A 24273-nucleotide genomic window follows, 5' to 3' on the forward strand; every position below is an offset into this window, starting at 1 on the left:
CCGACGCGCTAGGGTCGACCCGTGGCGGCGCGGAGATCCAGAATTCCAGCGACGAAGTACCCGGTCGAGCGGTTCACCCTCGGCAACGGCCTGCGGGTGGTGCTCACCCCCGACCGCAGCGCACCGGTGATCGGGGTGGCGGTCGTCTACGACGTCGGCATCCGCTCCGAGCCCGAGGGGCGCACGGGCTTCGCCCACCTCTTCGAGCACCTGATGTTCCAGGGCTCGGAGAACCTGGAGAAGCTGGCCCACTTCCGGCACGTGCAGGGCGCGGGCGGCACCTTCAACGGGTCGACCCACCACGACTACACGGACTACTACGAGACGCTGCCGAGCAACGCCCTGGAGCGGGCGCTGTTCCTGGAGGCCGACCGGATGCGCGGCCCCCGGCTGACCGAGGAGAACCTGCGCAACCAGGTCGACGTGGTCAAGGAGGAGATCCGGGTCAACGTGCTCAACCGGCCGTACGGCGGGTTCCCCTGGCTGACCCTGCCGCCGGTCATGTTCGACACGTTCCCCAACGCGCACGACGGCTACGGCTCCTTCGACGACCTGGAGTCCGCCACCGTCGACGACGCGGCCGACTTCTTCCGCCGCTACTACGCCAGCGGCAACGCCGTCCTCGCGATCAGTGGGGACGTCGACGTGGCCGAGGCCACCGCGCTGGTGCAGCGGCACTTCGGCGACGTGCCGGCCCGGCCCGCCCCCGACCGCCCCGACTTCGCCGAGCCCGACCTGACCGCCGAGCGACGCTCGTCGTACACCGACGCCCTGGCCCCGCTGCCGGCGGTGGCCTCGGCCTGGCGGGTGCCCGACCCGATCACCGACTTCGCCGACTACCTGCCCTACGTGGTGCTCGCCGAGGTGCTCACCGACGGCGACGCGTCCCGGCTGGTCGAGCGGCTCGTCCAACGGGACCGCGCGGTCACCAGCCTCGGCGGGTACGTGGGCTTCATGGGCGACCCGTTCGACGTGCGCGACCCCACCGCCCTGCTGCTCCAGGCGCACCTGCCGCCCGGTGGGGACGTCGACAAGGTGCTGCGCACCGTCGACGAGGAGCTCGACCGGCTGGCCACCGACGGCCCCACCGACGGCGAGTTGGCCCGCACCCAGGCCCGGATGGCCACCCACCTGCTGCGCGACACCGACGCGGTGCTCGGCCGGGCGCTGCGGATGGCGGTGCTGGAGCAGCAGCGCGGCGAGCCGGGGCTGCTCAACGACCTGCCCCGGCTGGTCGGCGAGGTCACCGACGAGCAGGTCCGGGCCGCCGCCGCCACCCTGCGGCCGGAGCGCCGCGCGTCCATCGAGGTTGTTCCTGGGGGTGCCCGATGAGTGTGGCAGACGTGTCGCCGCGGGCGTTGCCGCCGCTCGGCCCGAACCGCAGGCTCAAGCTGCCCAAGCAGGCCGAGCGGAGGCTCGGCAACGGGCTGACCGTCATCGCGGTACGCCGCCCGGCCGTCCCCCTGGTCGAGCTGCGGCTGTGGATGCCGACGGGCCGGACCCACCTGGCCCGGGGGGCGATGCTCGCGCAGACCATGCTCTCCGGCACGCAGTCGATGACCAGCGTGCAGATCGCCGCCGAGCTGCAGGCGGTCGGGGGCGGGCTGTCGGCCGGCATCGACCCGGACCGGCTGATGCTCTCCGGCGCGGGCCTGGTCACCGGGCTGGACCGGATGCTGGAGATCCTGGCCGACGTGCTGACCGGCGCGACGTACCCGGGTCAGGAGGTCGGCACCGAGCGGGACCGGCTGGTCGACCGCATCCAGGTGGCGCAGAGCCAGCCGGCCCACCTCGCCCGCACCGCCCTGCTGCGCCGGGTCTACGGCACGCACCCGTACGCGGTGCAGACCCCCGAGCCGGAGCAGGTGCGCGCGGTCCGGCCGGCGGCGCTGCGCCGGCTGCACGCCGAGCGGGTGCACCCGGCCGACGCGGTGCTGGTGCTGGTCGGCGACGTGCAGCCCGAGCGGGCCCTGGACGCCGCCGAGAAGGCCCTCGCCGCCTGGAACGGCGCTGGCCACACCGCCGAGCTGCCGCCCGCCCCGCCGCTGGAGCCGGGCCCGCTGCTGCTGGTCGACCGGCCCGGCTCGGTGCAGTCGTCGCTGCGGATCGCCCTGCCGGCGGTGCCCCGCACCCACCCCGACCACGCCGCGCTGCAACTGGCCAACCTGCTCTTCGGCGGCTACTTCTCCTCCCGCTGGGTGGAGAACATCCGGGAGGACAAGGGCTACACGTACGGGCCGCACTCGCTGGTCGAGCACTCGGTGGCCGGGTCGGTGCTGGTCGCCGGTGCCGAGGTGGCCACCGAGGTGACCGGGCCGGCGCTGCTGGAGACGACGTACGAGCTGGGCCGCCTCGCCACGCTCCCGCCGAAGCCGGACGAGCTGGAGCAGGCCCGCCAGTATGCCCTCGGCACCCTCCAGCTCGGCATGTCCACCCAGGCCGGGCTGGCGTCGCTGACCAGCGCGTACGCGGGCAGCGGGCTGCGCCTGGAGTTCCTCGCCGAGCACGCCGCCCGGCTGGCGAAGGCCACGGTCGACGACGTGGCCGAGGTGGCCCAGCGCTACCTGGCCCCGGCCCGGGCGGTCACCGTGGTGCTCGGCGACGCCGAGCGGGTCGCCCCCGCGCTGTCGGCCCTCGCCCTCGTCCGCACCGAGCCGGTCCGGCCGTGACCGCCGGGGGCGGGCCGGTCCGGGGCGGGGGCGGGGAGACCGCCCCGCCGCTGGCCCGGTCCACCCTGGACCGGGCCGCGCACCGGCGCACCGACCCGCAGTGGCTGGCCGAGGCGTGGGAGCGGGCCCGGGTCCTGGTGCTCGACTCCGCCGCCGACGGCCGGGCCCTGGTCCGCGCCGACGCGTCCCCGCCGGAGCTGGTGCTGCTCGGCTCGGGCGAGCTGCCCGAGGTGCCCCGCTCCGTGCCGATGTTCCTCGGCGTCGAGCCCGACGGCGCGCCCGTGTTCGCGGTGGACTCGCCGCTGCCGGAGCTGCCGGGCACCCGGGCGGTGGGCCTGCGGGAGGTCGGGCACCTGCTGTTGGACCGCGACGCCGGCATCTTCACCGCCGCGCTGGCGCTGACCAACTGGCATGCCCGGCACGGCTACTCCTCGGTCACCGGCCAGCCGACCCGCGTCGATGAGGCCGGCTGGTCCCGCATCGACGAGACCGGCGACCGGGTCTGGCCGCGCACCGACCCGGCGATGATCGCGCTGGTGCACGACGGGGTGGCCGGGCCCGAGGGCACCTGCCTGCTCGGCAGCAACGCGGCCTGGCCGCGCACCGGGGGCCACCGCCGCTTCTCCTGCTTCGCCGGCTACGTGGAGCCCGGCGAGTCGGCCGAGGACGCCGTCGTGCGCGAGGTCCACGAGGAGGTTGGCGTCGCGGTCGGGAACATCACGTACGCGGGCAGCCAGTCCTGGCCGTTCCCCGGCTCGCTGATGCTCGGCTTCGTCGCCCTGGCCGACCCGGCGCAGCCGGTGCGCGTGGACCCGACGGAGATCGCGTACGCCCGCTGGTTCAGCCGCCGGGAGATCGGCGCGGCGCTGGCCGGGCGGCCGGTGGCCGTCGACGACGGCGAGCACCTGCTCCTGCCCCCGCCCTCGTCGATCGCGCTCTTCCTGATCCACCGCTGGCTCGACGGCCACTGCTGACACCGGCTCGGCTCCTGCTCGCGGCGACCTGGCGGCGACGGCTGCGGCCGCGGCGGGCGCCCGACGCTCGGCCCGCAGGGGCGGCTCGCCGTCACGCTGAGTTCGCAGAATCCGCCCGGGCGGCCCCGGCGGCAACCCTGCGCTCCGCCCCCTTTGCTCTGCACCCGGATCCGCAACGGTTGCCGGAAGTAGTGGAACCATCTGGTCGCCGCCGGCCGCCCCCTTGCAAAGCCGCTGCTCACCACGGTGCTGCGTGGATGGGTGCAGAGCAAAGGGAGCGCGGGATGTGTGGCGGGGGTCGATAGGCATGACGGAGGGTGAGATCGGCCAAAGTCTGGGAGCGCCTCGGCCGTCAGTGCGGAGAGTGAGCGGCGTAGGGGCCGGGTCCAGCAGGGATCAGGTCCAGCAGCGGGCCGGGTTTGGCGGGGCCGGGCTCAGCGGGGAGGGGCGTCGTCGAGCGGTAGCACCTTGACGCGCTGCCTGCCGCGGCGGACCGCGCCCACCGTGGACAGGGCCCGGGCCAGCAGCAGGGCGGCCTCCCGGTCCTCGGCGTGCACCACCTGGCGGCGCGGTTCGGGGGAGACGATCTCGTCGCGCACCCGGCCACCGCCGGCCCAGGCGACCGCGATGTCGACGTCGGCGGCGGCGCGGATGTCGGTGCGAACGATCAGGAACCGCATGATGGTCTCCGGATGCGACGGTGACGGACGGCACTCGGTGGAAGTTCCACGTCACTCTGTCGACACATGGTACGCCCGGCCCGCGTCCCAGCAAATGGAACGAGACGGTCGGAGCGTCGTATCCCTCGATCGGATGACGCCGCGCAGCGCGTGGTCGCGGGCCTGAACGGCAGATGGGGGCCGCCGGCACAAGGCCGGCGGCCCCCATCGGGCCGGGACGATCAGCTCAGGTCGAACTGCCCGTTCTTCGTGCCGGCGATGAAGCCCGCCCAGCCGGCGCGGTCGAAGAGCAGCACCGGCCCGCCGCGGTCCTTGCTGTCCCGCAGCGCCACGGCCGCCGGGCCGCCGGGCAACGGGGCCACCTCGACGCAGTTGGAGGTCTGGCTGCGGGTGCTGGTCCGCCAGGGCGCGTCGGCCAGCCGCCGGGCGAGAACGGAGGACATGTCGGGGATCTCGTTCATGGTCTGCTCCTGATTGGACTGTACCGATGGAACGAGTGGCTTCGCGCGCCCGGGCGAGCCGGTCCTCACCGATCCGTCAGGCGGTCGGAGTGCCGGCGACGTTGGGCCGGCGCCGTTGCCGACCCGTGGGCCGCCGTGGACGGGCCTGCCGCCTCGGCCAGCCGCCCCGCCGCCTCGAAGAGCCAGGAGGTGGTGTCCGTCGCGGAGAGCGCCGCCGAGCGCAACCACTCGAAAGCCACTTTATAGGCATTTAGGGTGTTTGCCTCGGTCGACATGGCGTTGGTGAAGCCACCTTCTATCGCCAACGTCTCCGGGTCGAGCGGGTCGGCGAACCGGTAGATCGAGAACGCGGTCGGCGGGAGGTACCAGTTGCCGATCGGGGTGTCCCGCAACAGCACGTGCAGGGTGACGTGCGGCAGCATGGCCAGATCACACAGCTGGGCGAGCTGCTCCCGCAGCACCTCCGGCGGACCGGCCCGCCGGCCCAGCGCCGCCTCCTCCAGCACCGCCGTGTAGCGCGGCGCGTCGGGGTGGCTCAGCAGCGACTGGCGGGCCACCCGGGCGGCCACCTCGTCCTCCGGCGTCCCGCCGTGCTCCGACTCGCCGGCCCGGGACTCGACCCGGCGGGCGGAGACGATCCGCAGCCGGGCGTACCCGATGGTTTGCAACAGCCCCGGAACCAGGACCGGGTTGTACTCCAGGATCTCCGCGCAGCCCGCCTCCAGCTCGGCGAAGCTCCGCTGCTGCGGGGTCATCACCGAATACTTGCGCAGCCAGCCCCGCATGTCCCCGGCCTCGCCGGTGATGCCGAGCAACTCGTCGCGCTGCGCCTCGGTCACGCCGAAGAGGTCGAGCAGCGCGGCGACGTCGGCGGGGTCGGGGCGGCTGCGGCCGTTCTCCAGCCGGGACAGTTTCGACGCGGATGCCCAGCCGACCCGCGCGATGACCTGGTCGCCCGTCAGGCCGGCGGCTTCGCGCAGCTTACGCAGCTCAAGGCCCAACCTGCGGCGGCGCAGCACTGGGCTCGGTCCGGTAGGAGGCACGGTGTCCTCATCTCCGTCGACCGCCGCGGGACGCGACGGTAACTGTATGAAATTCGCCCCCCACGGTCAGTATGGACGGCGCGGCCGGCGTCGGGAGCCTCCGACAGGCGCGTGTCTTCCAGAAACCCGAGAACAGAAACCCCTCCCCGCCCCGAGAAGAGGAACCCGATGCGCACCGTCCTGGGTCGCCCCGACTTCCGCCTGCTGTTCGGCGCACTCCTGGCCAGCATGGCCGCCGAGTCGATCCTGCTGCTCGCCCTGGCGATCTGGGTCAAGGACCTGACCGGCTCCGACGGGCTGGCCGGCGCGACCATCTTCGCGATCATCGCGCCGATGGTGCTCGCGCCGCTGGTCGGCTGGGCCGTCGACCGGTACCCCCGGCGGCCCTTCTTCGTCGCCGCGAACCTCGCCACCGCCGCCCTGCTCACCCCGCTGTTCACGGTCTCCCGGGCCGGCGACGTCTGGATCATCTACGTGGTCGCGGGTCTCTACGGGCTGTCGTACCTGACGCTGAGCGCGGCGCTGGCCGGGCTGATCCGGCAACTCGTGCCGGTCGAGCTGCTCGCCGACGCCAACGGCGTCCTGCAGACCGTGCGGCAGGGGCTGCGGCTGGTCGGCCCGCTCGCCGGGGCCGCGCTCTACGCCGCCGTCGGCGGCTGGCTGCTGACCGGGCTGGCGATGACCGGGTTCGTCACGGCCGCCGCCGTGGTCGCCCTGCTGCGCGCGCCCGAGGCCACGCCCGCCGACGGCGGGTCGCGCTGGACGGCCGAGCTGGGCGCCGGGCTTCGCCACCTGGCCGGCGAGCCGGCGCTGCGCCGCGCCCTGCTCGGCTACGGCCTCGGCTCCCTGGTGATGGGCTTCACCGAGTCACTGATCTTCGCGTACGTCGACCAGGGCCTGCGCCGCGACGCCGCGTTCGTCGGCGTGCTGGTCACCGTGCAGGGCATCGGCGGACTGGTCGGCGGCCTCTTCTCCGCCGCCCTGGTGCGCCGCGCCGGCGAGGTCGGCGCGCTGGCCACCGGGGTGACCCTGTTCGGCCCCGCCGCCGTCGCCCTCGCCTACCCGAGCATCTGGCTGGGGTTCGCGGCGCTGCTGCTGGCCGGGCTCTCGCTCCCGCTGATCACGGTGGGCCTCAACACGCTCATCCAGCGCCGCACCCCGCCGGGCCTGCTCGGCCGGGTGGTCTCGGCGGCGGAGGCGCTGGTCAGCGGGCCTCAGGCGATCTCCATCGGGGCCGGCGCGCTGCTCGTCGGCGTGCTCGACTACCGGGTGCTGTTCGTGCTCGTCGGCGTGGTCACCACCGCAGCCGGCATCTTCCTCTGGCGGGGCCGCCGGCTCTCCGCGCCCGCGCCCAGCGTGCCCCGGATCCCGCTGCAACGCCGGCCCGCCGCAGCCGGGGCCGAGCCCGAGCCGCAGGTGGCGCACCCCACCCGCTGACGCGCGAAGGCGGCCGCCCCGCAGCTCGGGGCGGCCACCTTCGGGCGGCGCGGGGTCCGCCTCAGCCCGGCAGACCGGCGAGGTGCTGCTTGACCTGGGTGATCGACGGGTTGGTGAGCGCGCTGCCGTCGGCGAAGCGCAGCGTCGGGACGGTCTGGTTGCCGCCGTTGACGCTCATCACGAACTCGGCCGCCTTCGGGTCCTGCTCGATGTCGACCACCTGGTAGGCGATGCCCTCCCGGTCGAGCTGCGACTTGAGCCGGTGGCAGTAGCCGCACCACGGGGTCGAGTACATCGTCAACATGATCGCGTCCTCCAAGGTCCGTTCGCCCGTCCGGTCAGGCCAGGCTAACCGCTGCAACATCCGGGACAGCTGAGATGATTCCTCGCTGTGGGGGTTCACTCAGGCTCGGAACGGGTGCTCGCCGGGCTGGACCCGGAGCAGCGCGCCGCGGTGACCGCCCCGGCCGGCCCGGTCTGCGTCCTGGCCGGCGCCGGCACCGGCAAGACCCGGGCGGTCACCTCCCGCATCGCCCACCGCGCCCTGACCGGCGAGGTCTCCGGCCGGCACGTGCTCGCGGTGACCTTCACCGCCCGCGCCGCCGCCGAGCTGCGGGCCCGGCTCACCGCGCTCGGGGTCGGCGGGGTGCAGGCGCGCACGTTCCACGCCGCCGCGCTGCGGCAGGTGCGCTACTTCGCGCCCCGCCTGCTCGCCGGGCGGGCGATGCCGGAGCTGCTGGACAGCAAGGCGCGGATCGTCACGCTCGCCGCCGCCCGGGTGGGCCTGCGCGCCGACCGGGCCGCCGCCCGGGACCTGGCCGGCGAGATCGAGTGGGCCAAGTCGTCCCTCGTGGAGCCGGGGGAATACGTGGTCGCCGCCGCCAAGGCGCTGCGCGACACCCCGCACGAGCCGGCGAAGGTGGCCGAGGTCTTCGTCGCGTACGAGAAGCTCAAGCGGGCCAACGGCGTGATCGACTTCGAGGACATGCTGCGCGCCGCGGTCTGGGGCATCGAGGAGCACCCGGACGTCGCCGAGCAGGTCCGGGGGCAGTACCGGCACTTCGTGGTCGACGAGTACCAGGACGTCAACCCGTTGCAGCAGCGGCTGCTGGAGGCGTGGCTCGGCGGCCGGGACGACGTGACCGTGGTCGGCGACGCCAGCCAGACCATCTACTCGTTCACCGGGGCCACCTCGGCGTACCTGGTCGACTTCCCCCGCCGCCACCGCGGGGCGACCGTGGTCCGGCTGGTCCGCGACTACCGCTCCACCCCGCAGGTGGTCGGCCTGGCCAACGCGGTGATCTCCCAGGCCCGGGGCACCGAGGCGCGGCTGCGGCTGGAGCTGGTCGGGCAGCGCCCGCCGGGCCCCGAGCCGGAGCTGCGGATCTTCACCGACGAGCCGGCCGAGGCCGCCGCCGTGGCGACCCGCTGCAAGGCCCTGGTCGACGCCGGCACCCCGGCCCGGGAGATCGCCGTGCTGTTCCGCACCAACGCCCAGTCCGAGGCGTACGAGAAGGCGCTCACCGAGGCCGAGGTGCCGTACGTGGTGCAGGGGGCCGAGCGGTTCTTCGAGCGGGCCGAGGTGCGCCAGGCGATGGTGGCGCTGCGGGCCGCCACCCGCTCGATCCCCGGCGAGACCCCGCTGCGCGACGCCGTGGTGGAGGGGCTCGCGGCGGTCGGCTGGACCCCCGACGCCGCACCGGCCGGCGGCGCGGCCCGGGAACGCTGGGAGGCGCTCGCGGCCCTGGTGCAGCTCGCCGAGGAGCACGCGGCCACCCCACCCGTGCTGCCGATCGGGGAGGCCGCCGCCGTGCAGCGCCTCGTGACGCTGGCCGACTTCAACGACGAGCTGGCCCGTCGCGCCGCCGCGCAGCACGTGCCGACCGTCGAGGGGGTGACCCTGGCGTCCCTGCACTCCGCGAAGGGCCTGGAGTGGGACGCCGTCTTCCTGGTCGGGCTCTCCGAGGGCACCCTGCCCACCACGTACGCGCGCACCGCCGAGCAGGTCGAGGAGGAGCGCCGGCTGCTCTACGTCGGCATCACCCGCGCCAGGCAGTGGCTCTGGCTGTCGTACGCGGTGGCCCGCTCGCCGGGCGGTCGGGCCCGGCGGCCGTCGCGGTTCCTGCCCCAGCTCGACCGCTCCGGCGGTGGAACGGAGCGGGCCGGCGCGGCGGCGCCCCGGCGGGCCGAGCGTCGCCGTAACCAGGTGGTCTCCTGCCGGATCTGCGGCGCGACGCTGCTCGCCGGCCCCGACCGCAAGCTCGGCCGCTGCCCCACCTGCCCCTCCGACATCGACGAGGAGCTGTACGAGCGGCTGCGCGACTGGCGGGCCCGGGTGGCCGCCGCGCAGAAGGTCCCCGCGTACGTGGTCTTCACCGACGCCACCATCACCGCGCTGGCGGAGCGGCGGCCCGGCCGGGCCGAGGAGTTGATCGCGATCGCCGGCATCGGCCCCCGCAAGATCGGCCTGTACGGCGAGCCGGTGCTGGCCCTCGTGGCCGGCGCGGCGGTCGACGAAGTCTGCCCAGAGAAAACTTTGGAAATCGACCCGTAAATTCGTTTGCCCTCGCCCCGGGGCGAGGAATAGCCTCAGGACACACCTCGCGAGCAGCGCCATTCCGGCTGCTCACGGGGGTGGAGACCCAGTCGGCATCGAGGAAACGTCAGGGAGGTGGCACCAATGGAGATCTACATCAACGAGCGTCCGCTGGCGCTGCCCGCTGCCGTCGTCCCGCTGTCGGCTGTCCGGGTGGCCCCGGCCGCTCGACCGTCGGCTCCGTGGGCGCACCAGGTCCGGGTTCAGGCCGAGCTGAACCTGACCGTCGCGCCGCTCACCGAAGCCGAGGGGACCAGTGGCTTCACGGGCATGGGCATCGACGGCGCCAAGCAGCGCACTGATGTCCGCGGCGTTCCACCTCGAGGTAGACCGGTCTGATCACCAGACCAACCGGCTCACCTCGAGGCCGCGGAACCCGCTACCGGGATCCGCGGCCTCAGTTTTTTGCCCGCCGAAGTACGTCGGAAATCCGATCCACGAGATCGAAGTGAGAGAGAGGTGACCGGGAGATGAGTCTGGCGTTGGCCCCCGTCGACCTGAGCGTCGAGCTGGAGGCGAACCTGCCCTGCCGGAAGTTCGACCCCGACCTGTGGTTCTCCGACCAGCCCGCCGAGCTGGAGTTGGCCAAGTCGCTCTGCGGGGACTGCCCGCTGCGCGTCGAGTGCCTCGCCGGCGCGGTCGAGCGGGCCGAGCCCTGGGGCGTCTGGGGCGGCGAGATCTTCGAGCGTGGCGCGGTCGTCCCGCGCAAGCGGCCCCGGGGCCGCCCGCGCAAGGAGGACGTCGCGCGGGACGCCGCACTGAAGGTCGAGGCCGAGGCGCGACTGGCGGCCAGTGGGCTGTCCGCGTCGCGTCACGCCGTCCGGTTGGCTGCCTGACACACCCGATCCGCACCACCCCCCCCGCCGGTGTCCACCGGCCCGAGCACATCAGAGAAGGTCGATACCCATGCTGCACATGCCCCACGGAGCCGTCGAGATGCAACTACTCCACGAAGCGTTGTCCCGGGCCCGAATGCCCCGGCCTCAGGCCGGTCGCACCACCACGAGCACTGAGGCAACCCGCACCACCCGAACCGCCCGTACCGTCGCGATGAGCAGCCGCAGCCAGTCGGCGCGCGACCTGGGCGTCTACTAACCGATCACCACACCCGCGCGGGGCGGGTCGGCCGGCGGCCGACCCGCCCCGCGTCGTCGTGCCGGCTCAGCCCGGCCGTGCGCGTCGTGCCGGCTCAGCCGGCGGTCCTCACCGCCCCGGTTCAGCCGACCGGGGCGAAGCCCGGCAGCCAGCGCTCCAGGATCGACCGGTAGGGTGCCTTCGCCTCCAACTGGCACAGCACCCCGATCGAGCCGAGCGTCACCCGGTGGATCAGCAGGTACGACGGCGGCAGGTTCAGCTGCCGGCTGAGCTGGTACGCGGGCGAGCGCGGGCTGGCCAGCCGGGTCGCCTCGGCCCGCAGCCAGGCCCGGGTGAACCGGAACTCCTCCTCGGCCACCGGATCCAGCATGGGCCGGATGAAGTCGAGCACGGCCTGGGCGTCGATCTGCTCGGTCCGGCTGACGAAGCCCTCCTCGCGCAGCCCGTCGACCACCGCGTCCGCCTCGCCACGCAGGGCCAGCCCGGCCAGCCGGCCGATCGGCTCGGGCGTGCCCTCCGGCATGCGGGCCACCGCGCCGAAGTCGATGACGCCGAGCCGGCCGTCGGGCAGCAGCCGGAAGTTCCCCGGGTGCGGGTCGGCGTGCAGCAGCCCGGCGCGGGCCGGCGCGGAGAGGTGCAGGATCGCCATGAGCCGACCGGCCTCGTCGCGCTGCTCCTCGCTGCCCTCGCGGATGATCTCGGCGAGCGGCGTGCCCTCGATCCACTCGGTGACCAGCACCCGGGGGGTGGCGGTGAGCACCGCCGGGATGAAGATCTCGTCGTCGCCGACGTACGCGGCGGCGAAGGCGCGCTGGGACTCGGCCTCCAGCTCGTAGTCCAGTTCCTCGGTGATCCGCTCCCGCAGCTCGACCAGCAGCGGCTTGACGTCCAGACCCGGCTGGATCGCGCGGAACATGCCGCCCAGCCGGGAGAGCTGCTTGAGGTCGGCCAGCAGCGCGTCCCCGGCCCCCGGATACTGGATCTTGACGGCGACGTCCCGGGGCGCGCCGTCGTCCGGGTCCCGCCACACGGCCCGGTGCACCTGGCCGATGCTGGCCGCGGCGGCCGGCGTGTCGTCGAAGGAGACGAAGCGTTCCCGCCAGGCCGGGCCGAGCTGCTCGGCGAGCACCCGGTGCACGGTGGCCGCGGGCAGCGGCGGGGCGGCCTCCTGGAGCTTGGTGAGGGCCTGCCGGTAGGGGGCGGCGATCTCCTCGGGCAGGGCCGCCTCGAAGACCGACAGCGCCTGGCCGAACTTCATCGCCCCGCCCTTGAGCTGGCCCAGCACGCTGAACAGCTGCTCGGCGGTGCGTTGCTGGATCTCGGCGGAGATCACGTCGGACGCCAGCCCGGTGACGCGCTTGCCCATGCCGAGGACGGTCCGGCCGGCGAAGCCGAGCGGCAGAGCGGCGAGCTTGGCGGTCCGGGACACGGCCCGGCGCGGGATGTCGGTCACCCGGCCATTGTTACCGACTGGGCGGCCCTGCGGCTGCTCCGCTGCCGGGCCGGGGCCGTCCGCCCCCGGATCGTGGCGGTCCGCCCCCGGATCGTGGTCGTCCCCTGCCGCCGCCGGGCAGGGCCCGCCGGGTGGGTCAGCGGCTCGGCCCGGCGCGGTGGCCCGGCACGGCGGCCCGTCGAGTGGGGGCGGTGCGTGGGGCGGCCGGAACGGGGGGCGGGAGTCAGCGGCTCGGCCCGGCGCAGCGGCAGGACGGGTGGGGCGGCCAGGTCCGCCGGCGTAGCCGGCCCGGTCCGGCGACCTGCACGGCGCAGCCGAGGGTCTCCGGGGTGCCGCCGTCGAGGTGGGCCAGCGCCTCGGCGGCGGCGTACCCGGCTGCGGCGAGCAGGGTCGCCGCGCCGCAGGCCTGGTCCGGGGCGTCGGTGGCGAGCTGGGCGGCGAGCGTCGGCCAGCCCGGGTCCCGATCCGTCCGGTGCAGGTCGACGCAGCGCAGGCAGGGCCCGATCGGCGGACGGACCAGCGGCCCGACCGTGGGCACCCCCTCGCGGAGGCCGAGCAGCAGGTGCGGCTGACGACGCTGGGCGAAACCGGCCGCGACGAGGGCCGCCGGCCGGTCGACGCCGAGCTGGAGCACGAGATCGGGTCGACCGCCGCGCAGCGGGCGGGTGGCGGTTCCGGGGGCGACCCGGTCCACCGCGTCGCGTACGGCGGCGGCGAGCGGCCGGCCCAGGTCGGCGGCGGCGAGACCCGTGCCCACCAGGTCGGCCGGGCACACCGGCCCGGCAAGGTCCGGGCGTACGTGCCCGACCCCGGCCTGGGCGAGCGCGACGGCGACCGGTGCGCCGAGCCGTCCGGCGCCGGTGACCAGCACCCGCGCGGCGCGGCGCCGCCGCAGCACCTGGGCCGGTGTGCCGGGCAGCGCGGGCGCGGCGAACGCCAGCGCCCCGGCCTCCGCGCTGAGCCGCCGCCGCGCCGGGCCCGCGAGGTCGCGGGGCAGCAACGTGTGCGCGGGTACGACCAGCCCGGCGGCGCACAGCGCGTCGACGAGCCCGCGCGCCTCGTCCCGTGGCACGTCGGCCCCGGCGGCGTGGGCGAGGACGAGGCGCTCGCTGCGGGTGCCGTCGAGCAGGTCGAGCACCCGGACGGCGCGGGGGTTGGCCACCTCGACGAGGACGGCCCGGCCCGGCTCCAGCCCGAGCTGGAGGGTGTGCCGGTCCCGCCAGAGGCGGGTCAGGCCGGGCAGCAGGGTGGGGCGGGGCAGCGGTTCGCGGTCCATGACGACGAATCGTGACCGAGTCCCTGCTTTCCGTCGATCGTTGTCCACAGGTGCGCACCCGCCTACGCAGGGTTATCCACAGCGAACGGCGGGTTATCCACAACCGGCCGGTAGCTGTGTCGGGTGACCGACACGGGCGCGCGCCGGGAACGTGACGGGGGAGGGCGACCGGTGGCCGCCCTCCCCCGTGCTGGACCCGAACGGGTCAGACCTTCGCCTTGCCCAGGATGCGGTTCACTGTTGTGCCGCACACCGGACACTTGCCCTTGGCCATGTTCATCCCGGTCTTCGAGACCTCGACGTGCCCCTCGAAGTCCCGCTTCTCCTTGCACTTGACGCAGTAACCGTTGTAGGTCTGGGCCTGGTCGGCCACGGTTGTCCTCCTCGTCTCGTCCGCCGGTCAATCCGGTTCCGGCGGGTTGCCCGGCGGCGGGCCACGGGGGGCGCCGACGCTGGGACTTCTCCGCGGCCACGCTCGTGACCGCTGGTCCGCGGACCCTACCCAGGTGCGGGTGGTTCCATGTCAGCTGTGCTTCGACACTGTGAGCAAGTCGACGTCGAGAGTGTGCATGCCGAATTACGTCGGATAAGTCAGTTTCGCGGGGACACGCCGGGTGAACCCCCTCAGATCGCCCGAGAGGCGGCCCCCGGCGGGCGGCCGGCGGCGTGATCACATACCGTGGGGCGGAGGCGCGCGGCTTCCCGACGCGGCGACCACGAACCGTGACGGAGCCCCTCCGTGACGGTCCGCAAGGATTTTTTTCGGGACTCCTGGTCACCAACCATGACTTTCCGGGCGCGTGTCGTGGTGTTGACTCTTGCGGACCCCTGGTCAGTACCCATTAGCTTTCCTTCGTGACAGCAATCCAAGGCTGCGCGGCCCGCTGATGGCAGGGGCGCGGAAGCCGGTCGTCGAAGTACGGCGCAGCCAGCGCCGGCGACGCACGGTGTCCGCCTACCGCGACGGCGAACGGGTCGTGGTGCTGATCCCCGACCAGTTCTCCCGGGCCGAGGAGACCGAGTGGGTCGACCGGATGCTGGCCCGGCTGGCGGCCCGCGAGGGGCGCCTGGTCCGCACCGACGACGAGCTGTTCGGCCGCGCCACCCGGCTGCGCGGCCTCTACCTCGCCGAGTACGGCGACCAGGCCGTCCCGGTGAGCGTCCGCTGGGTGACCAACCAGAACGGCCGGTGGGGCTCCTGCACCCCCGCCGACCGCACCATCCGCATCTCGCACCGCATCCAGGACATGCCCGACTGGGTGATCGACTACGTCCTGCTGCACGAGCTGGCCCACCTCATCGTGCCCAGCCACAACGCCCGGTTCTGGGCGCTGGTCGGGCGTTACCCCAAGGCCGAGCGCGCCCGCGGTTACCTGGAGGGCGTGGCCGCCGCCTCCGGCACCCCTCTGACCGACTGACCCACCCACCCACCTGCGCCACCCGCCCGCAGCCCGCGCCACCCGCCCGCAGCCCGCGCTCCCTGCCCGCGCCGATCTTGCAGTTGGGGCCCGGGCAGAAGGTGTGAAACGGGCTTTCGAGGGGCCGAAAGTGCAAGATCGGCGAGTTTGACGGGGCTGGTGGGGCGGGGAGGCGGGTCTCCGGTGGGGCTCGTCTAGGGTCGGGGCGTGGCCCGACGTGTGGTGGTGGCGTTGCTCGGACCGGTGGCGTGGACGCCCCCGGGGATCGACCCGGCGGCCTGGCGGGCCGCGCTCGCCGAGGACGTGGTGGACCTGCTCGCCACCCTCCAGGAGGTCGAGACCGCGATCGCGGCCGTCCCGGCCGACCGTGCCCTGGCCGAGTCCGTCACCTGGCCCGGCATGGCCGTGTACGAGGTGCCCGCCGCCACCGGCACCGCCGTCCTCGCCGCGCTGGCCGGGGCCGGGTACGACGAGGCTGCCGTCGTCGCCGCCGACGCCCCGGACCTGCCCGGCCTGACCGTCGGCAAGCTGCTCCGCCCGCTGACCACGCGGCCGGTGGCCCTCGCCCCGGTCGAGGGCTCCGGCACCGGCCTGCTCGGCGTCGCGTCCCGGCTGCCTGTGCCCGTGTGGCTGCCCGAAGTCGACCTGGACGTCGCCCACCCGGCCGATGTGCGCCGGGCCGCCCCGAGCCCCGGGGACGTGGCCGTCACCGCCGCCTGGCGGCGGATGCGCGGCCCAGCCGACCTGGCCGCCCTGAATCCCGCCGTGGAGGGCTGGGAAACCACCCGCGCCCTCCTCTCATCACCCCACCCCTGACGCCCCACCCCTGACGCCCCACCCACCCAACGCCCGGCCCGCCCGCCCAACCCACCCAGCCTGCCCAGCCCGCGGTGATCAAGAGGTTTGCGTCACCGTGAAGATCGACTTTGACGCTTTTCTCTTGATCACCGGGCCGAGGTGGGGCGGGGCCGAGGTGGGGCGGGGTGGGGTGGGGTGGGTTAGGGGCGGGGTGGGGAGTCGGGGGAGTCCGGGGGTTCCGGGGTGCCGGGGGTGGGCGGGGGTTGCTCCTGGGGGCCGCCCGGGGCGGTGAAGTCGAAGGTGGCCAGCTCGTCGTCGAGGTCGAGCCGGGCCGTGGCGAACGCCACCGGGTCGGTGAAGTCGTCGTCGGAGGGGAGCAGGTCGGGGTGGCCCCAGACGGCGTCCCGGCCGGCGATGCCCCGGTGCTCGGTCAGCGCCGCCCACAGGGTCGCCGCCTCGCGCAGCCGGCGCGGGCGCAGCTCCAACCCGACCAGCGCCGCGAACGTCTGCTCGGCCGGCCCGCCGGCCGCCCGTCGACGGCGGAACGCCTCGCCGAGGCGTACGACGTTGGGCAGGCGCTCACCGGCGGCGTCGTCCACCACGTGGCAGACCCAGCCCTCCACCAGGGCGAGCGCGGTCTCCAGCCGGGCCAGCGACGCCTTCTGCGCCGGCGTGTCCTCCGGGGTGAAGATGCCCTCCAGGGCGATCGCCTGCATCGACTCCGGGTCGGTCGGGTCGACCCGGCCCATCGCCTCCTCGATCGCCTCCCGGTTGACCCGGATCCCCGAGGCGTACGTCTCGACGGCGGTGAGCACGTGCCCGCGCAGCCACGGCACGTGCTCGAAGAGCCGCTGGTGGGCCGCCTCGCGCAGGGCCACGTACAGCCGGACCTCGTCCTCGGGCAGCTCCAGGCCCTGGCCGTACACCCGGATGTTGGCCGGGATCAGCGCGGCCGTGCCGGCCGGGCCGAGCGGCAGGCCGATGTCGCCGGCGGAGAGCACCTCGGCGGCGAGCGAGCCGAGGGCCTGGCCGAGCTGCCCGCCGAAGAGCGCGCCGCCCAGCGTCGCCACCATCGACTGCATCGGGCCGAGCTGGGCGCGGGCCTCCGGCGGCACCAGGTCGCCCATCGCGCCGACCATCCGGCTGGCCACCGGGTCGCACAGCTTGCGCCAGACGTCGAGCGTCTTGTAGATCCACTCGTTGCGGTTCCAGGCCAGCGAGGTGCGGATGCCCGTCGGCCAGGCGGTGGCCGGCTCCAGCCAGAGGTCGGCCAGGCGCAGCGCCTCCTCGACGGCGTGACGCTCGTAGGGTGAGGCCGCCGGGTCCCCGGTGGCGGCGAGCTGACTGGCGGCCACCTGCCGGGCCAGGTCCCAGTTGACCGGTCCGCCGCCCTGCGCCGAGAGCAGGTGCTGCAACTGCGACATGAACTGCTGCATCGCCGCGGGATCGTTGGGGTCTGGTGGTTGCCCACCCGGGAGCGCGAAACCGAACGGAATATCAGGCACGACCTCTACGGTACGCGGGCTGCGCCCCAGGCAGCCGCCACCGGCGTTGCGCTGAGGGCGAAGTCCCCGTCACCCTCGGGCATCCCGCCGCGACCTCGGTACGCTCACCGCCATGAGACGTCGCGGCGTGACCGTCCTCCTGGGTGCCCTGCTGACCGCCCTGCTCAGCTTCGGCGTGCTCAACGCGCCCATCCCGTACGTGGTGCTCGGCCCCGGCCCGACGGTCAACACGCTCGGCACCGTGGACGGCAAGGAGGTCATCCAGGTGACCGGGCGGGCGACGTCCACCTCCGCCGGCCAGCTGCGGCTGACCACGGTCGGCGTGCAGCCCACGGTGCGGCTGCGGTCCGCGCTGGCCGGCTGGTTCTCCGCCGACGAGGCGGTGGTGCCCCGCGAGCTGGTCTACCCGCCGGGGGAGACCCAGCAGGAGGTCGAGCAGCGCAACGAGGAGGACTTCCGCAACTCCCAGACCAGCGCCGAGACCGCCGCGCTGCGGGAGCTGGGGTTCCCCGTCCAAGTGCTGGTCAAGACCGTGACGGCGGGCGGCCCGTCGGAGGGGGTGCTCAAGCCGGGCGACGTCGTCACCTCGGTCGACGGCACGCCGGTCACCAGCGCGGGCAAGCTCACCGAGCTGATCCGCGCCAAGCCGGCCGGCACCAGCCTGACCGTCGGCTACACCCGCGCCGGTACCGCCGCCACGGCCCGGATCACCAGCCGGGAGTCCGACGGCCGGCCGCGCATCGGGGTCGAGATCGACCAGCAGCAGCCGCACCCGTTCACCCTCTCCATCGACCTCGGCGACATCGGCGGGCCGAGCGCCGGCCTGATGTTCGCCCTCGGGATCGTGGACAAGCTGGAACCGGCCGACCTCACCGGCGGGATGATCATCGCGGGCACCGGCACCATCGACGACGAGGGCCGGGTGGGCCCGATCGGCGGGATCGCCCAGAAGCTGGTCGGCGCGAAGGACTCCGGGGCGAAGGTCTTCCTGGTGCCGGAGGCGAACTGCGCGGAGGCGGTGCGTAACCCGCAGCCCGACCTGCCGTTGCTCAGGGTGGGGTCGCTGGCCGACGCGCTCACCGCCCTGGAGACCCTCCGCGCCGGGGGCCAGCCCACCCGCTGCTGACCGATGCGCCCGCCCGACCCGCCGCCCGGCGTGACCGTGGGCCGACACTCTCAGGAACACCCCGTACTCTGGGTGCCTGGTCGGAGCCGATCACATCGAGCGTGCGGAGCCAAACAGTGGTCATGCGTAGCAGCCCCCTGCCGAGGATGAGCCGGCGCGGACGCGTCACCATCGGCGTCCTGGTCGGGGTGTTCGTCCTCTTCACCCTCCTCGGTTGGGGGGTGCAGGCGTGGACGGACTGGCTGTGGTTCGACGAGGTGCGATACACACAGGTCTTCACCGGCGTGCTGGCCACCCGGCTGCTGCTCTTCCTCGTCGTCGGCCTCGCGATGGCGCTGGTCGTCGGCGGCAACCTCTGGCTGGCGCACCGGCTGCGCCCCAAGCTGCGGCCCCACTCGCTGGAGCAGGCCACCCTGGAACGCTACCGGATGGTGCTCGGCCCCCGGCTCGGCCTCTGGATCAGCCTGGTCGCCCTGGTGGTCGGCCTCTTCGCCGGGTTGTCGGCGCAGAGCCGGTGGAACCAGTGGCTGCTGTTCCGCAACGGCGGCGACTTCGGCGTCAAGGACCCGGAGTTCGGCGTCGACGTCGGCTTCTACGTCTTCCAGCTGCCGTTCTGGCGCTACGTGCTGGGCGTCGGCTTCACGGCGGTGGTGCTGGCCCTGCTCGGCGCGCTGGCCGTGCACTACATCTTCGGCGGCGTGCGCCTGCAGGGCGTCGGGGACCGGATGACCAACGCCGCGCGGGCCCACCTGAGCACGCTCGTCGCGGTCTTCGTCCTGCTCAAGGCCGTGGCGTACGTGTTGGACCGGCGCAGCATGCTGCTGGAGTACAACGAGGGCGCGAAGCTCTACGGCGCCGGGTACGCCGACATCAACGCGCTGCTGCCGGCCAAGGAGATCCTCGCCTACATCTCGGTCGTGGTCGCCATCGCGATCATCGTGTTCTCCAACGCGGTGATGCGGAACCTGGTGTGGCCGGGCATCTCGCTGGCCCTGCTCGGCGTCTCCGCCGTCGCCATCGGCGGCATCTACCCGTGGGCCGTGCAGACCTTCGAGGTCAAGCCGAGCGCCAAGGACAAGGAAGCGCCGTACATCGAGCGGAGCATCGACGCCACCCGGGCCGCGTTCGGGCTGGCCGACACGAAGATCCAGCCGTACGCGGCGAGCAACCTGGTGCCACCGGCGAGCCTGGGCACCGACGCCTCCGTGGTGCCGAACGTCCGGCTGCTCGACCCGCAGCTCGTCTCCGAGACGTACACCCAGCTCCAGCAGGTCCGGGGCTTCTACGACTTCGGCCCGAAGCTGGACATCGACCGGTACGCGGTGGGCGGCAAGACCTCCGACTACGTGGTCGGCGTCCGGGAGGTCAACTACGGCGAGTTGACCGACCAGCAGAACACCTGGATCAACCGGCACACCGTCTACACCCACGGCTACGGGCTGGTGGCAGCGCCGGCCAACCAGGTGGTGTGCGGCGGCCAGCCGTACTTCGTCTCGGGCTTCCTCGGCGAGAAGACCCAGGAGGCGTGCTCCGCGCAGACCGAGCAGATCCCGGCCACCCAGCCGCGCATCTACTACGGCGAGCGGATGGAGCCCGAGGACTACGCGATCGTCGGGCAGGCCAACCCGGAGCGCAACGCCGAGTTCGACCGGCCGACCCAGACCGGCGGCGAGCAGTACTACACGTACACGGGCGAGGGCGGCGTCGAGATCGGCTCGTTCAGCCGCCGGCTGCTCTACGCCATCAAGGAGCAGGAGTCCAACTTCCTGCTCTCCGAGGCCGTCAACGAGAACTCGAAGCTGCTGTACGTGCGTAACCCCCGGGACCGGGTGGAGAAGGTCGCGCCGTTCCTCACCCTCGACGGTGACCCGTACCCGGCGGTGGTCGGCGGCCGGGTGCAGTGGATCGTCGACGGCTACACCACGGCCGCGACCTACCCGTACGCCGAGCGGGTCAACCTCCAGTCGGAGACCACCGACGAGCTGACCGGCCGGGGCACGTTCCAGCTCGCCCGGGAGAACGTCAACTACATCCGCAACTCGGTCAAGGCCACGGTCGACGCGTACGACGGCACGGTCCGGCTGTACGAGTTCGACCAGACCGACCCGGTGCTCAAGGCGTGGAACAAGGCGTTCGGCGGGGACCTGGTGCTGCCGAACGACAAGATCCCGGCCGAGCTGCGGGAGCACTTCCGGTACCCGGCCGACCTGTTCAAGGTGCAGCGCAACCTGCTGACCAAGTTCCACGTCACCGACCCGGGCGACTTCTACTCGGCGCAGGACTTCTGGCAGGTGCCGAACGTGCCGGACAACCCCGACGGTGGGCAGAAGCAGCCGCCGTACTACCTGTGGACGCAGTTCCCGGGGCAGACCGCGCCGCGCTTCCAGCTCACCTCCGCCGTCACCCCGAACGGCCGGCAGAACCTCGCCGCGTTGATCTCCGGCTCGTACGTCGACGGCAAACCGCAGCTGGAGGTGCTGGAGCTGCCCGACCAGACCCGGATCTCCGGGCCGGTGCAGGTGCACCAGCAGATGACCAACAACGCCAACATCCGGCAGCAGCTGAACCTGCTCTCCTCCAACCAGGCCCAGGTGCAGTACGGCAACCTGCTGTCGCTGCCGTTCGGCGACGGGATGCTGTACGTCGAGCCGGTCTACGTCAAGAGCAACCAGCAGGACGCGTACCCGCTGCTGCAGAAGGTGCTGCTCTCCTACGGCGACGGCGGCTCGTACGTGGTGCTGGCCAACAACCTGACCGACGGCATCAAGCAGCTCGTCGAGCAGGGCAAGCAGGCCGCCGAGGGCGGAACCCCGCCGCCGACCGGTGGCACCCCGCCCCCGGGCGACGGCAGCAACGCCCCGCCGCTGACCGGCGAGCTGGCCGAGGCGGCGGCCAAGGTGCAGTCGGCCATCGCCGAGGTCAAGGCCGCGCAGACGTCCGGCGACTTCGAGCGGTACGGCCGGGCGCTCAAGGCCCTGGACGAGGCGATGACGGCGTTCCAGCAGGCCCAGCAGGCGGCCAGCCCGGCCGCCCCGGCCGCGCCCTCGGCGTCGCCGTCCGCCTCGCCCAGCGGTGGCTCCGCCCCGTCGCCGTCGGCGCCGGCAGGGGGATGACCAGCGGTTACGCCCCGCCCCGTGGGCCGTTTTGCGGCCCGCGGGGGCGGTGGGTTAGGGTTAACGAGCCGACGCGGGGTGGAGCAGCTCGGTAGCTCGCTGGGCTCATAACCCAGAGGTCGCAGGTTCAAATCCTGTCCCCGCTACTCGTTCGGAAAGGCCCCGGAGTTCGCTCCGGGGCCTTTCGCGTGACAGCCTTCCACGTGAGAGCCTTTTGCGTGCTGGCCCTTCGCACGCTGGTCCTCGCGTGCTGGCGTTTCGCGTGCTGGCTTCTCGGATGCTGGCTTCTCGGATGGGGCGGGCGGCTTTCGGGGGGCCCGCTGATCTCCGCCGCGGGGATGGGCTAAGCTATGAAAGCCGACGCGGGGTGGAGCAGCTCGGTAGCTCGCTGGGCTCATAACCCAGAGGTCGCAGGTTCAAATCCTGTCCCCGCTACTCGTTCGCAAGGGCCCCGGAGTTCGCTCCGGGGCCCTTCGCCTTTTCCTGCGCGCGAAAAGCTCCGTGTCGCCTCCTCGCGCGAGGTCCTGTCCAGCTCTCGGCCGCGAAGCTGGGGCGCGCTGTCCGTCGCGCCGTCGGGCGATGCCGTCCTCGCGCCGTCGGGCGCATCCCTGGCCGTCCCGCGTGCCCCACTTGCGTTCCTCGGCGAGGATGGGGGCATGTCTTCGTGGAACAAGTGGTGGGGCCGGCTCAGCACGGTCCTCGGTGCGGTCGTGCTGTCGGTCTTCGTCCCGGTCGCGGCCTGGGCGTCCACCGGCACGGGAGAGCTTGTGGTGGAGGCCGCCAAGCGGCGGTCCCGGGGCGGCGGCGTCGGCTTCCTCGGGCTGCTGTGCTGCCTGGTCGTCGTCGGCGGGATCGTGCTGCTGGTGCTGCTGCTCATGCGCAACCGGCGAAACCGCCCGCCGCGCTGACCCGGCGGCCCACGCCCCGCCCCGCCCCTGCCCGGGCCCGCGTCCGCGTGCCCAACATCGCGCTCGAACCGGTAAGGAGTGGCCTCCGGCCGCTCGGAGGCCACTCGATCCGCGATTGAGCACGATCTTGCCGGCGGTCACCCAGGGGCCGGCGGTCACCCGGGGGCCGGCGGGCACCTGCGGGCGGGCGCCCGAGGGCGCGCACCGAAAGCGGGCACCCGAGAACGGGTACCCGCGGGCGGGTCCGGACGGGTGGCGGGTCCCGGACGGGTGGTCAGGACGCCAGGGCGGCCTCGGCCTGGGCGACGAACCGGGTGGTGGCCGCGCGGATCCCGGCCCGGCCGGAGCGGACGCCCTCCGCCGTCTCGACGAGCAGGGTCCGGACCCGGGCGTGCCCCTTCGGCGGCGGGCCGGGGGCCGGGCCGAGCTGGGCGGCCACGGCCTCCGCGAGGGCGGCGGCGGCCTGCTGCCCCGGGTCGGTCAGGCTCTCCCGCACGTACCGGCGGATGGCGAGGTTGGGGCTCACCCCGCGTTCGTGGCCGAGTGCCAGGCCGGCCTCCATGTTGTTGGTGAGGAACTGGATGACGTCGGCCACCAGTGCGGGGTGCCGGGTGCCCCGGAAGCCCGCCCAGTACATCGAGGCGCGCGGCCACTGCGCCGCCGGTGGCCCGGGGAACGCGGCCAGGGCCAGCTCGTCCCGGGTCTGCCGCCGGAACTCGGGGAACTGGTGGGCCCAGGCGAACGACGCGGCAGTATGGCCGGTCACCACCAGTTGCCGGGTCGGCTCGCCGCCGTCGGCCTGGTCCACGAGGGCGGCGCTCGGGGTGGCGCGCCGGGCCCGCGCGTTCTGCCACAGCTCGAACCAGTCGACCAGCTCGTTCGCGCCGAAGCCGAGCTGCCGGCCCTGGTACAACTCGGCGCCCCGGGACCGCAGCCACAGCCACAGCGCCCGGTGGTCCCCGGACGGGTCCATCGTGCCGGCCACCCGGCCGTCGGCGGCCCGGGTGACCCGCGCGGCCCAGTCGACGTACGCGGGCCAGGACATGCCGGTGCGGGGCTCGGCGACGCCGAGCCGGCGCAGCAGGCTGCGGTTGTAGACGAGGGCGGCGGTCGTCTGGGCGGCGGCGACCGCCACGGTGCGGCCGTCCACCTCGCCGTAGCGCGCCAGGTCCGGCGGGAGCCCGCGCAGGTCGAGCCGGTGGTCGGCGACGTATCCGCCGAGGTCGAGCAGGATCTCCCGCCGGGCGTACTCGGCGAGGACGGTGTCGTCGAGCTGGATCAGGTCGGGCACGTTGCCGCCGGCGGCCTGGGTGGCCAGCCGGTCGTAGTAGCCGGGCAGGCCCTGCCAGGTGACCCGGAAGCTGACCAGGTTGTTGCGGGAGGAGTAGAGCCGCAGCGCCTTCTCGGTCAGCTCGGCCCGGGCGGCCGTGCCGTACCAGAAGACCGACAGCTCGACCGGCCCGTCCTCGACCGGCCGGTCCTCCTCCCGGCTGCCGCAGCCCGCGAGGCCGGTCGCCGCGAACGGCGCCCCGAGCAGCGCACCGAGCAGCCGCCGCCGGCCCGGGTCCGGGCCGGTGCGGGTCGGTGGGGTACGGGCGTCGGGCACGGGCGCTCCTGATCTTTCCAACGTGGGGTCGGACCATTTACACAGCCGGCGCGGGCGGGTGTCAACGGCCGTGCGGCCCGACGGGTGGCCGTCCCGGGGCGTCTGCCGGCCCGTG

21 protein-coding genes and 2 tRNA genes are annotated in these 24273 nt (G+C 73.8%); 14 read left to right on the forward strand and 9 right to left on the reverse strand.

Annotation, left to right across the window (positions count from 1 at the left end; translation table 11 throughout):
• Positions 1 to 21: 21 nt before the first annotated feature.
• From TK50_RS19880 to nudC, 3 genes are read left to right on the forward strand one after another with little or no spacing between them, the layout of a single operon-like run.
• Positions 22 to 1332, forward strand: coding sequence for a M16 family metallopeptidase (locus TK50_RS19880; RefSeq protein WP_063838609.1), 1311 nt, complete (start codon positions 22 to 24; stop codon positions 1330 to 1332).
• Positions 1329 to 2669, forward strand: coding sequence for a M16 family metallopeptidase (locus TK50_RS19885; RefSeq protein ID WP_043965826.1), 1341 nt, complete (start codon positions 1329 to 1331; stop codon positions 2667 to 2669). The genes TK50_RS19880 and TK50_RS19885 overlap by 4 nt, the downstream gene beginning before the upstream one ends.
• Entirely contained in the window at positions 2666 to 3643 is a 978-nt protein-coding gene (nudC, locus tag TK50_RS19890; RefSeq protein ID WP_043965828.1) for an NAD(+) diphosphatase, read from the forward strand. The genes TK50_RS19885 and nudC overlap by 4 nt, the downstream gene beginning before the upstream one ends.
• A gap of 434 nt (positions 3644 to 4077) precedes the next feature.
• Here nudC and TK50_RS19895 read toward each other — a convergent pair whose 3' ends face one another.
• The 3 genes from TK50_RS19895 to TK50_RS19905 form a co-directional block, all read right to left on the reverse strand.
• Entirely contained in the window at positions 4078 to 4323 is a 246-nt protein-coding gene (locus tag TK50_RS19895; RefSeq protein ID WP_043965829.1) for a hypothetical protein, read from the reverse strand.
• A 221-nt stretch (positions 4324 to 4544) separates the two neighbouring features.
• Positions 4545 to 4784: a DUF397 domain-containing protein gene (locus tag TK50_RS19900; RefSeq protein WP_043965830.1), complete on the reverse strand. Its 240-nt coding sequence runs from the start codon at positions 4782 to 4784 to the stop codon at positions 4545 to 4547.
• A gap of 65 nt (positions 4785 to 4849) precedes the next feature.
• Positions 4850 to 5827, reverse strand: a complete 978-nt coding sequence (locus tag TK50_RS19905) for a helix-turn-helix domain-containing protein (protein ID WP_043965832.1) — start codon at positions 5825 to 5827, stop codon at positions 4850 to 4852.
• Positions 5828 to 5995: 168 nt separating this feature from the next.
• On the opposite strand from TK50_RS19905, the gene TK50_RS19910 reads away from it, so the two are divergent.
• The gene (locus TK50_RS19910) at positions 5996 to 7264 is read left to right on the forward strand and encodes an MFS transporter (protein ID WP_043965834.1); all 1269 of its coding nucleotides are present in this window, start codon (positions 5996 to 5998) and stop codon (positions 7262 to 7264) included.
• A 61-nt stretch (positions 7265 to 7325) separates the two neighbouring features.
• Here the strand turns inward: TK50_RS19910 and TK50_RS19915 are convergent, their stop codons facing one another.
• Positions 7326 to 7568, reverse strand: a complete 243-nt coding sequence (locus TK50_RS19915) for a mycoredoxin (RefSeq protein WP_043965836.1) — start codon at positions 7566 to 7568, stop codon at positions 7326 to 7328.
• A gap of 87 nt (positions 7569 to 7655) precedes the next feature.
• On the opposite strand from TK50_RS19915, the gene TK50_RS19920 reads away from it, so the two are divergent.
• From TK50_RS19920 to TK50_RS19930, 3 genes are all read left to right on the forward strand, one after another.
• Positions 7656 to 9818, forward strand: a complete 2163-nt coding sequence (locus TK50_RS19920) for an ATP-dependent DNA helicase UvrD2 (protein ID WP_043965838.1) — start codon at positions 7656 to 7658, stop codon at positions 9816 to 9818.
• Positions 9819 to 9944: 126 nt separating this feature from the next.
• Positions 9945 to 10199 carry a hypothetical protein gene (locus TK50_RS19925; RefSeq protein WP_043965840.1) on the forward strand — a complete coding sequence of 85 codons (255 nt, stop codon included), beginning with the start codon at positions 9945 to 9947 and terminating at the stop codon, positions 10197 to 10199.
• A gap of 131 nt (positions 10200 to 10330) precedes the next feature.
• Positions 10331 to 10696 carry a WhiB family transcriptional regulator gene (locus tag TK50_RS19930; protein ID WP_043965842.1) on the forward strand — a complete coding sequence of 122 codons (366 nt, stop codon included), beginning with the start codon at positions 10331 to 10333 and terminating at the stop codon, positions 10694 to 10696.
• Between the two features lie 380 nt (positions 10697 to 11076).
• Here the strand turns inward: TK50_RS19930 and TK50_RS19940 are convergent, their stop codons facing one another.
• The 3 genes from TK50_RS19940 to TK50_RS34480 form a co-directional block, all read right to left on the reverse strand.
• On the reverse strand, positions 11077 to 12408 hold the full coding sequence (locus tag TK50_RS19940) for an ABC1 kinase family protein (RefSeq protein WP_043965846.1): 1332 nt from the start codon (positions 12406 to 12408) through the stop codon (positions 11077 to 11079).
• A 223-nt stretch (positions 12409 to 12631) separates the two neighbouring features.
• Positions 12632 to 13684 (reverse strand): ThiF family adenylyltransferase, encoded by a 1053-nt coding sequence (locus TK50_RS19945; protein WP_043965848.1) that lies wholly within the window; start codon positions 13682 to 13684, stop codon positions 12632 to 12634.
• A gap of 205 nt (positions 13685 to 13889) precedes the next feature.
• Positions 13890 to 14057 carry a DUF5679 domain-containing protein gene (locus tag TK50_RS34480; protein WP_007464795.1) on the reverse strand — a complete coding sequence of 56 codons (168 nt, stop codon included), beginning with the start codon at positions 14055 to 14057 and terminating at the stop codon, positions 13890 to 13892.
• 514 nt (positions 14058 to 14571) lie between these two features.
• On the opposite strand from TK50_RS34480, the gene TK50_RS19950 reads away from it, so the two are divergent.
• Positions 14572 to 15102, forward strand: a complete 531-nt coding sequence (locus TK50_RS19950) for a M48 metallopeptidase family protein (RefSeq protein ID WP_043965850.1) — start codon at positions 14572 to 14574, stop codon at positions 15100 to 15102.
• 207 nt (positions 15103 to 15309) lie between these two features.
• Positions 15310 to 15918, forward strand: coding sequence for a hypothetical protein (locus TK50_RS19955; RefSeq protein WP_043965852.1), 609 nt, complete (start codon positions 15310 to 15312; stop codon positions 15916 to 15918).
• Between the two features lie 182 nt (positions 15919 to 16100).
• On the opposite strand, the gene TK50_RS19960 is transcribed toward TK50_RS19955, so the two are convergent.
• Entirely contained in the window at positions 16101 to 17336 is a 1236-nt protein-coding gene (locus tag TK50_RS19960) for a zinc-dependent metalloprotease (protein WP_052503872.1), read from the reverse strand.
• A 181-nt stretch (positions 17337 to 17517) separates the two neighbouring features.
• Between TK50_RS19960 and TK50_RS19965 the strand changes: the two genes are divergently transcribed.
• The 5 genes from TK50_RS19965 (at position 17518) to TK50_RS19985 (ending at position 22552) form a co-directional block, all read left to right on the forward strand.
• Positions 17518 to 18531 (forward strand): YlbL family protein, encoded by a 1014-nt coding sequence (locus tag TK50_RS19965; RefSeq protein WP_199486100.1) that lies wholly within the window; start codon positions 17518 to 17520, stop codon positions 18529 to 18531.
• A 122-nt stretch (positions 18532 to 18653) separates the two neighbouring features.
• Entirely contained in the window at positions 18654 to 21644 is a 2991-nt protein-coding gene (locus TK50_RS19970; RefSeq protein WP_241774056.1) for a UPF0182 family membrane protein, read from the forward strand.
• 72 nt (positions 21645 to 21716) lie between these two features.
• Positions 21717 to 21790 (forward strand) — tRNA-Met (locus TK50_RS19975).
• 215 nt (positions 21791 to 22005) lie between these two features.
• Positions 22006 to 22079: transfer RNA gene (locus TK50_RS19980), tRNA-Met, on the forward strand.
• Between the two features lie 221 nt (positions 22080 to 22300).
• Positions 22301 to 22552 (forward strand): hypothetical protein, encoded by a 252-nt coding sequence (locus TK50_RS19985; RefSeq protein WP_043965858.1) that lies wholly within the window; start codon positions 22301 to 22303, stop codon positions 22550 to 22552.
• A 274-nt stretch (positions 22553 to 22826) separates the two neighbouring features.
• Here TK50_RS19985 and TK50_RS19990 read toward each other — a convergent pair whose 3' ends face one another.
• Positions 22827 to 24158 (reverse strand): ABC transporter substrate-binding protein, encoded by a 1332-nt coding sequence (locus tag TK50_RS19990; protein WP_043965860.1) that lies wholly within the window; start codon positions 24156 to 24158, stop codon positions 22827 to 22829.
• Positions 24159 to 24273 lie beyond the last annotated feature (115 nt).

It is taken from the genome of Micromonospora haikouensis (assembly GCF_000876225.1).
GTDB lineage: Bacteria > Actinomycetota > Actinomycetes > Mycobacteriales > Micromonosporaceae > Micromonospora > Micromonospora haikouensis.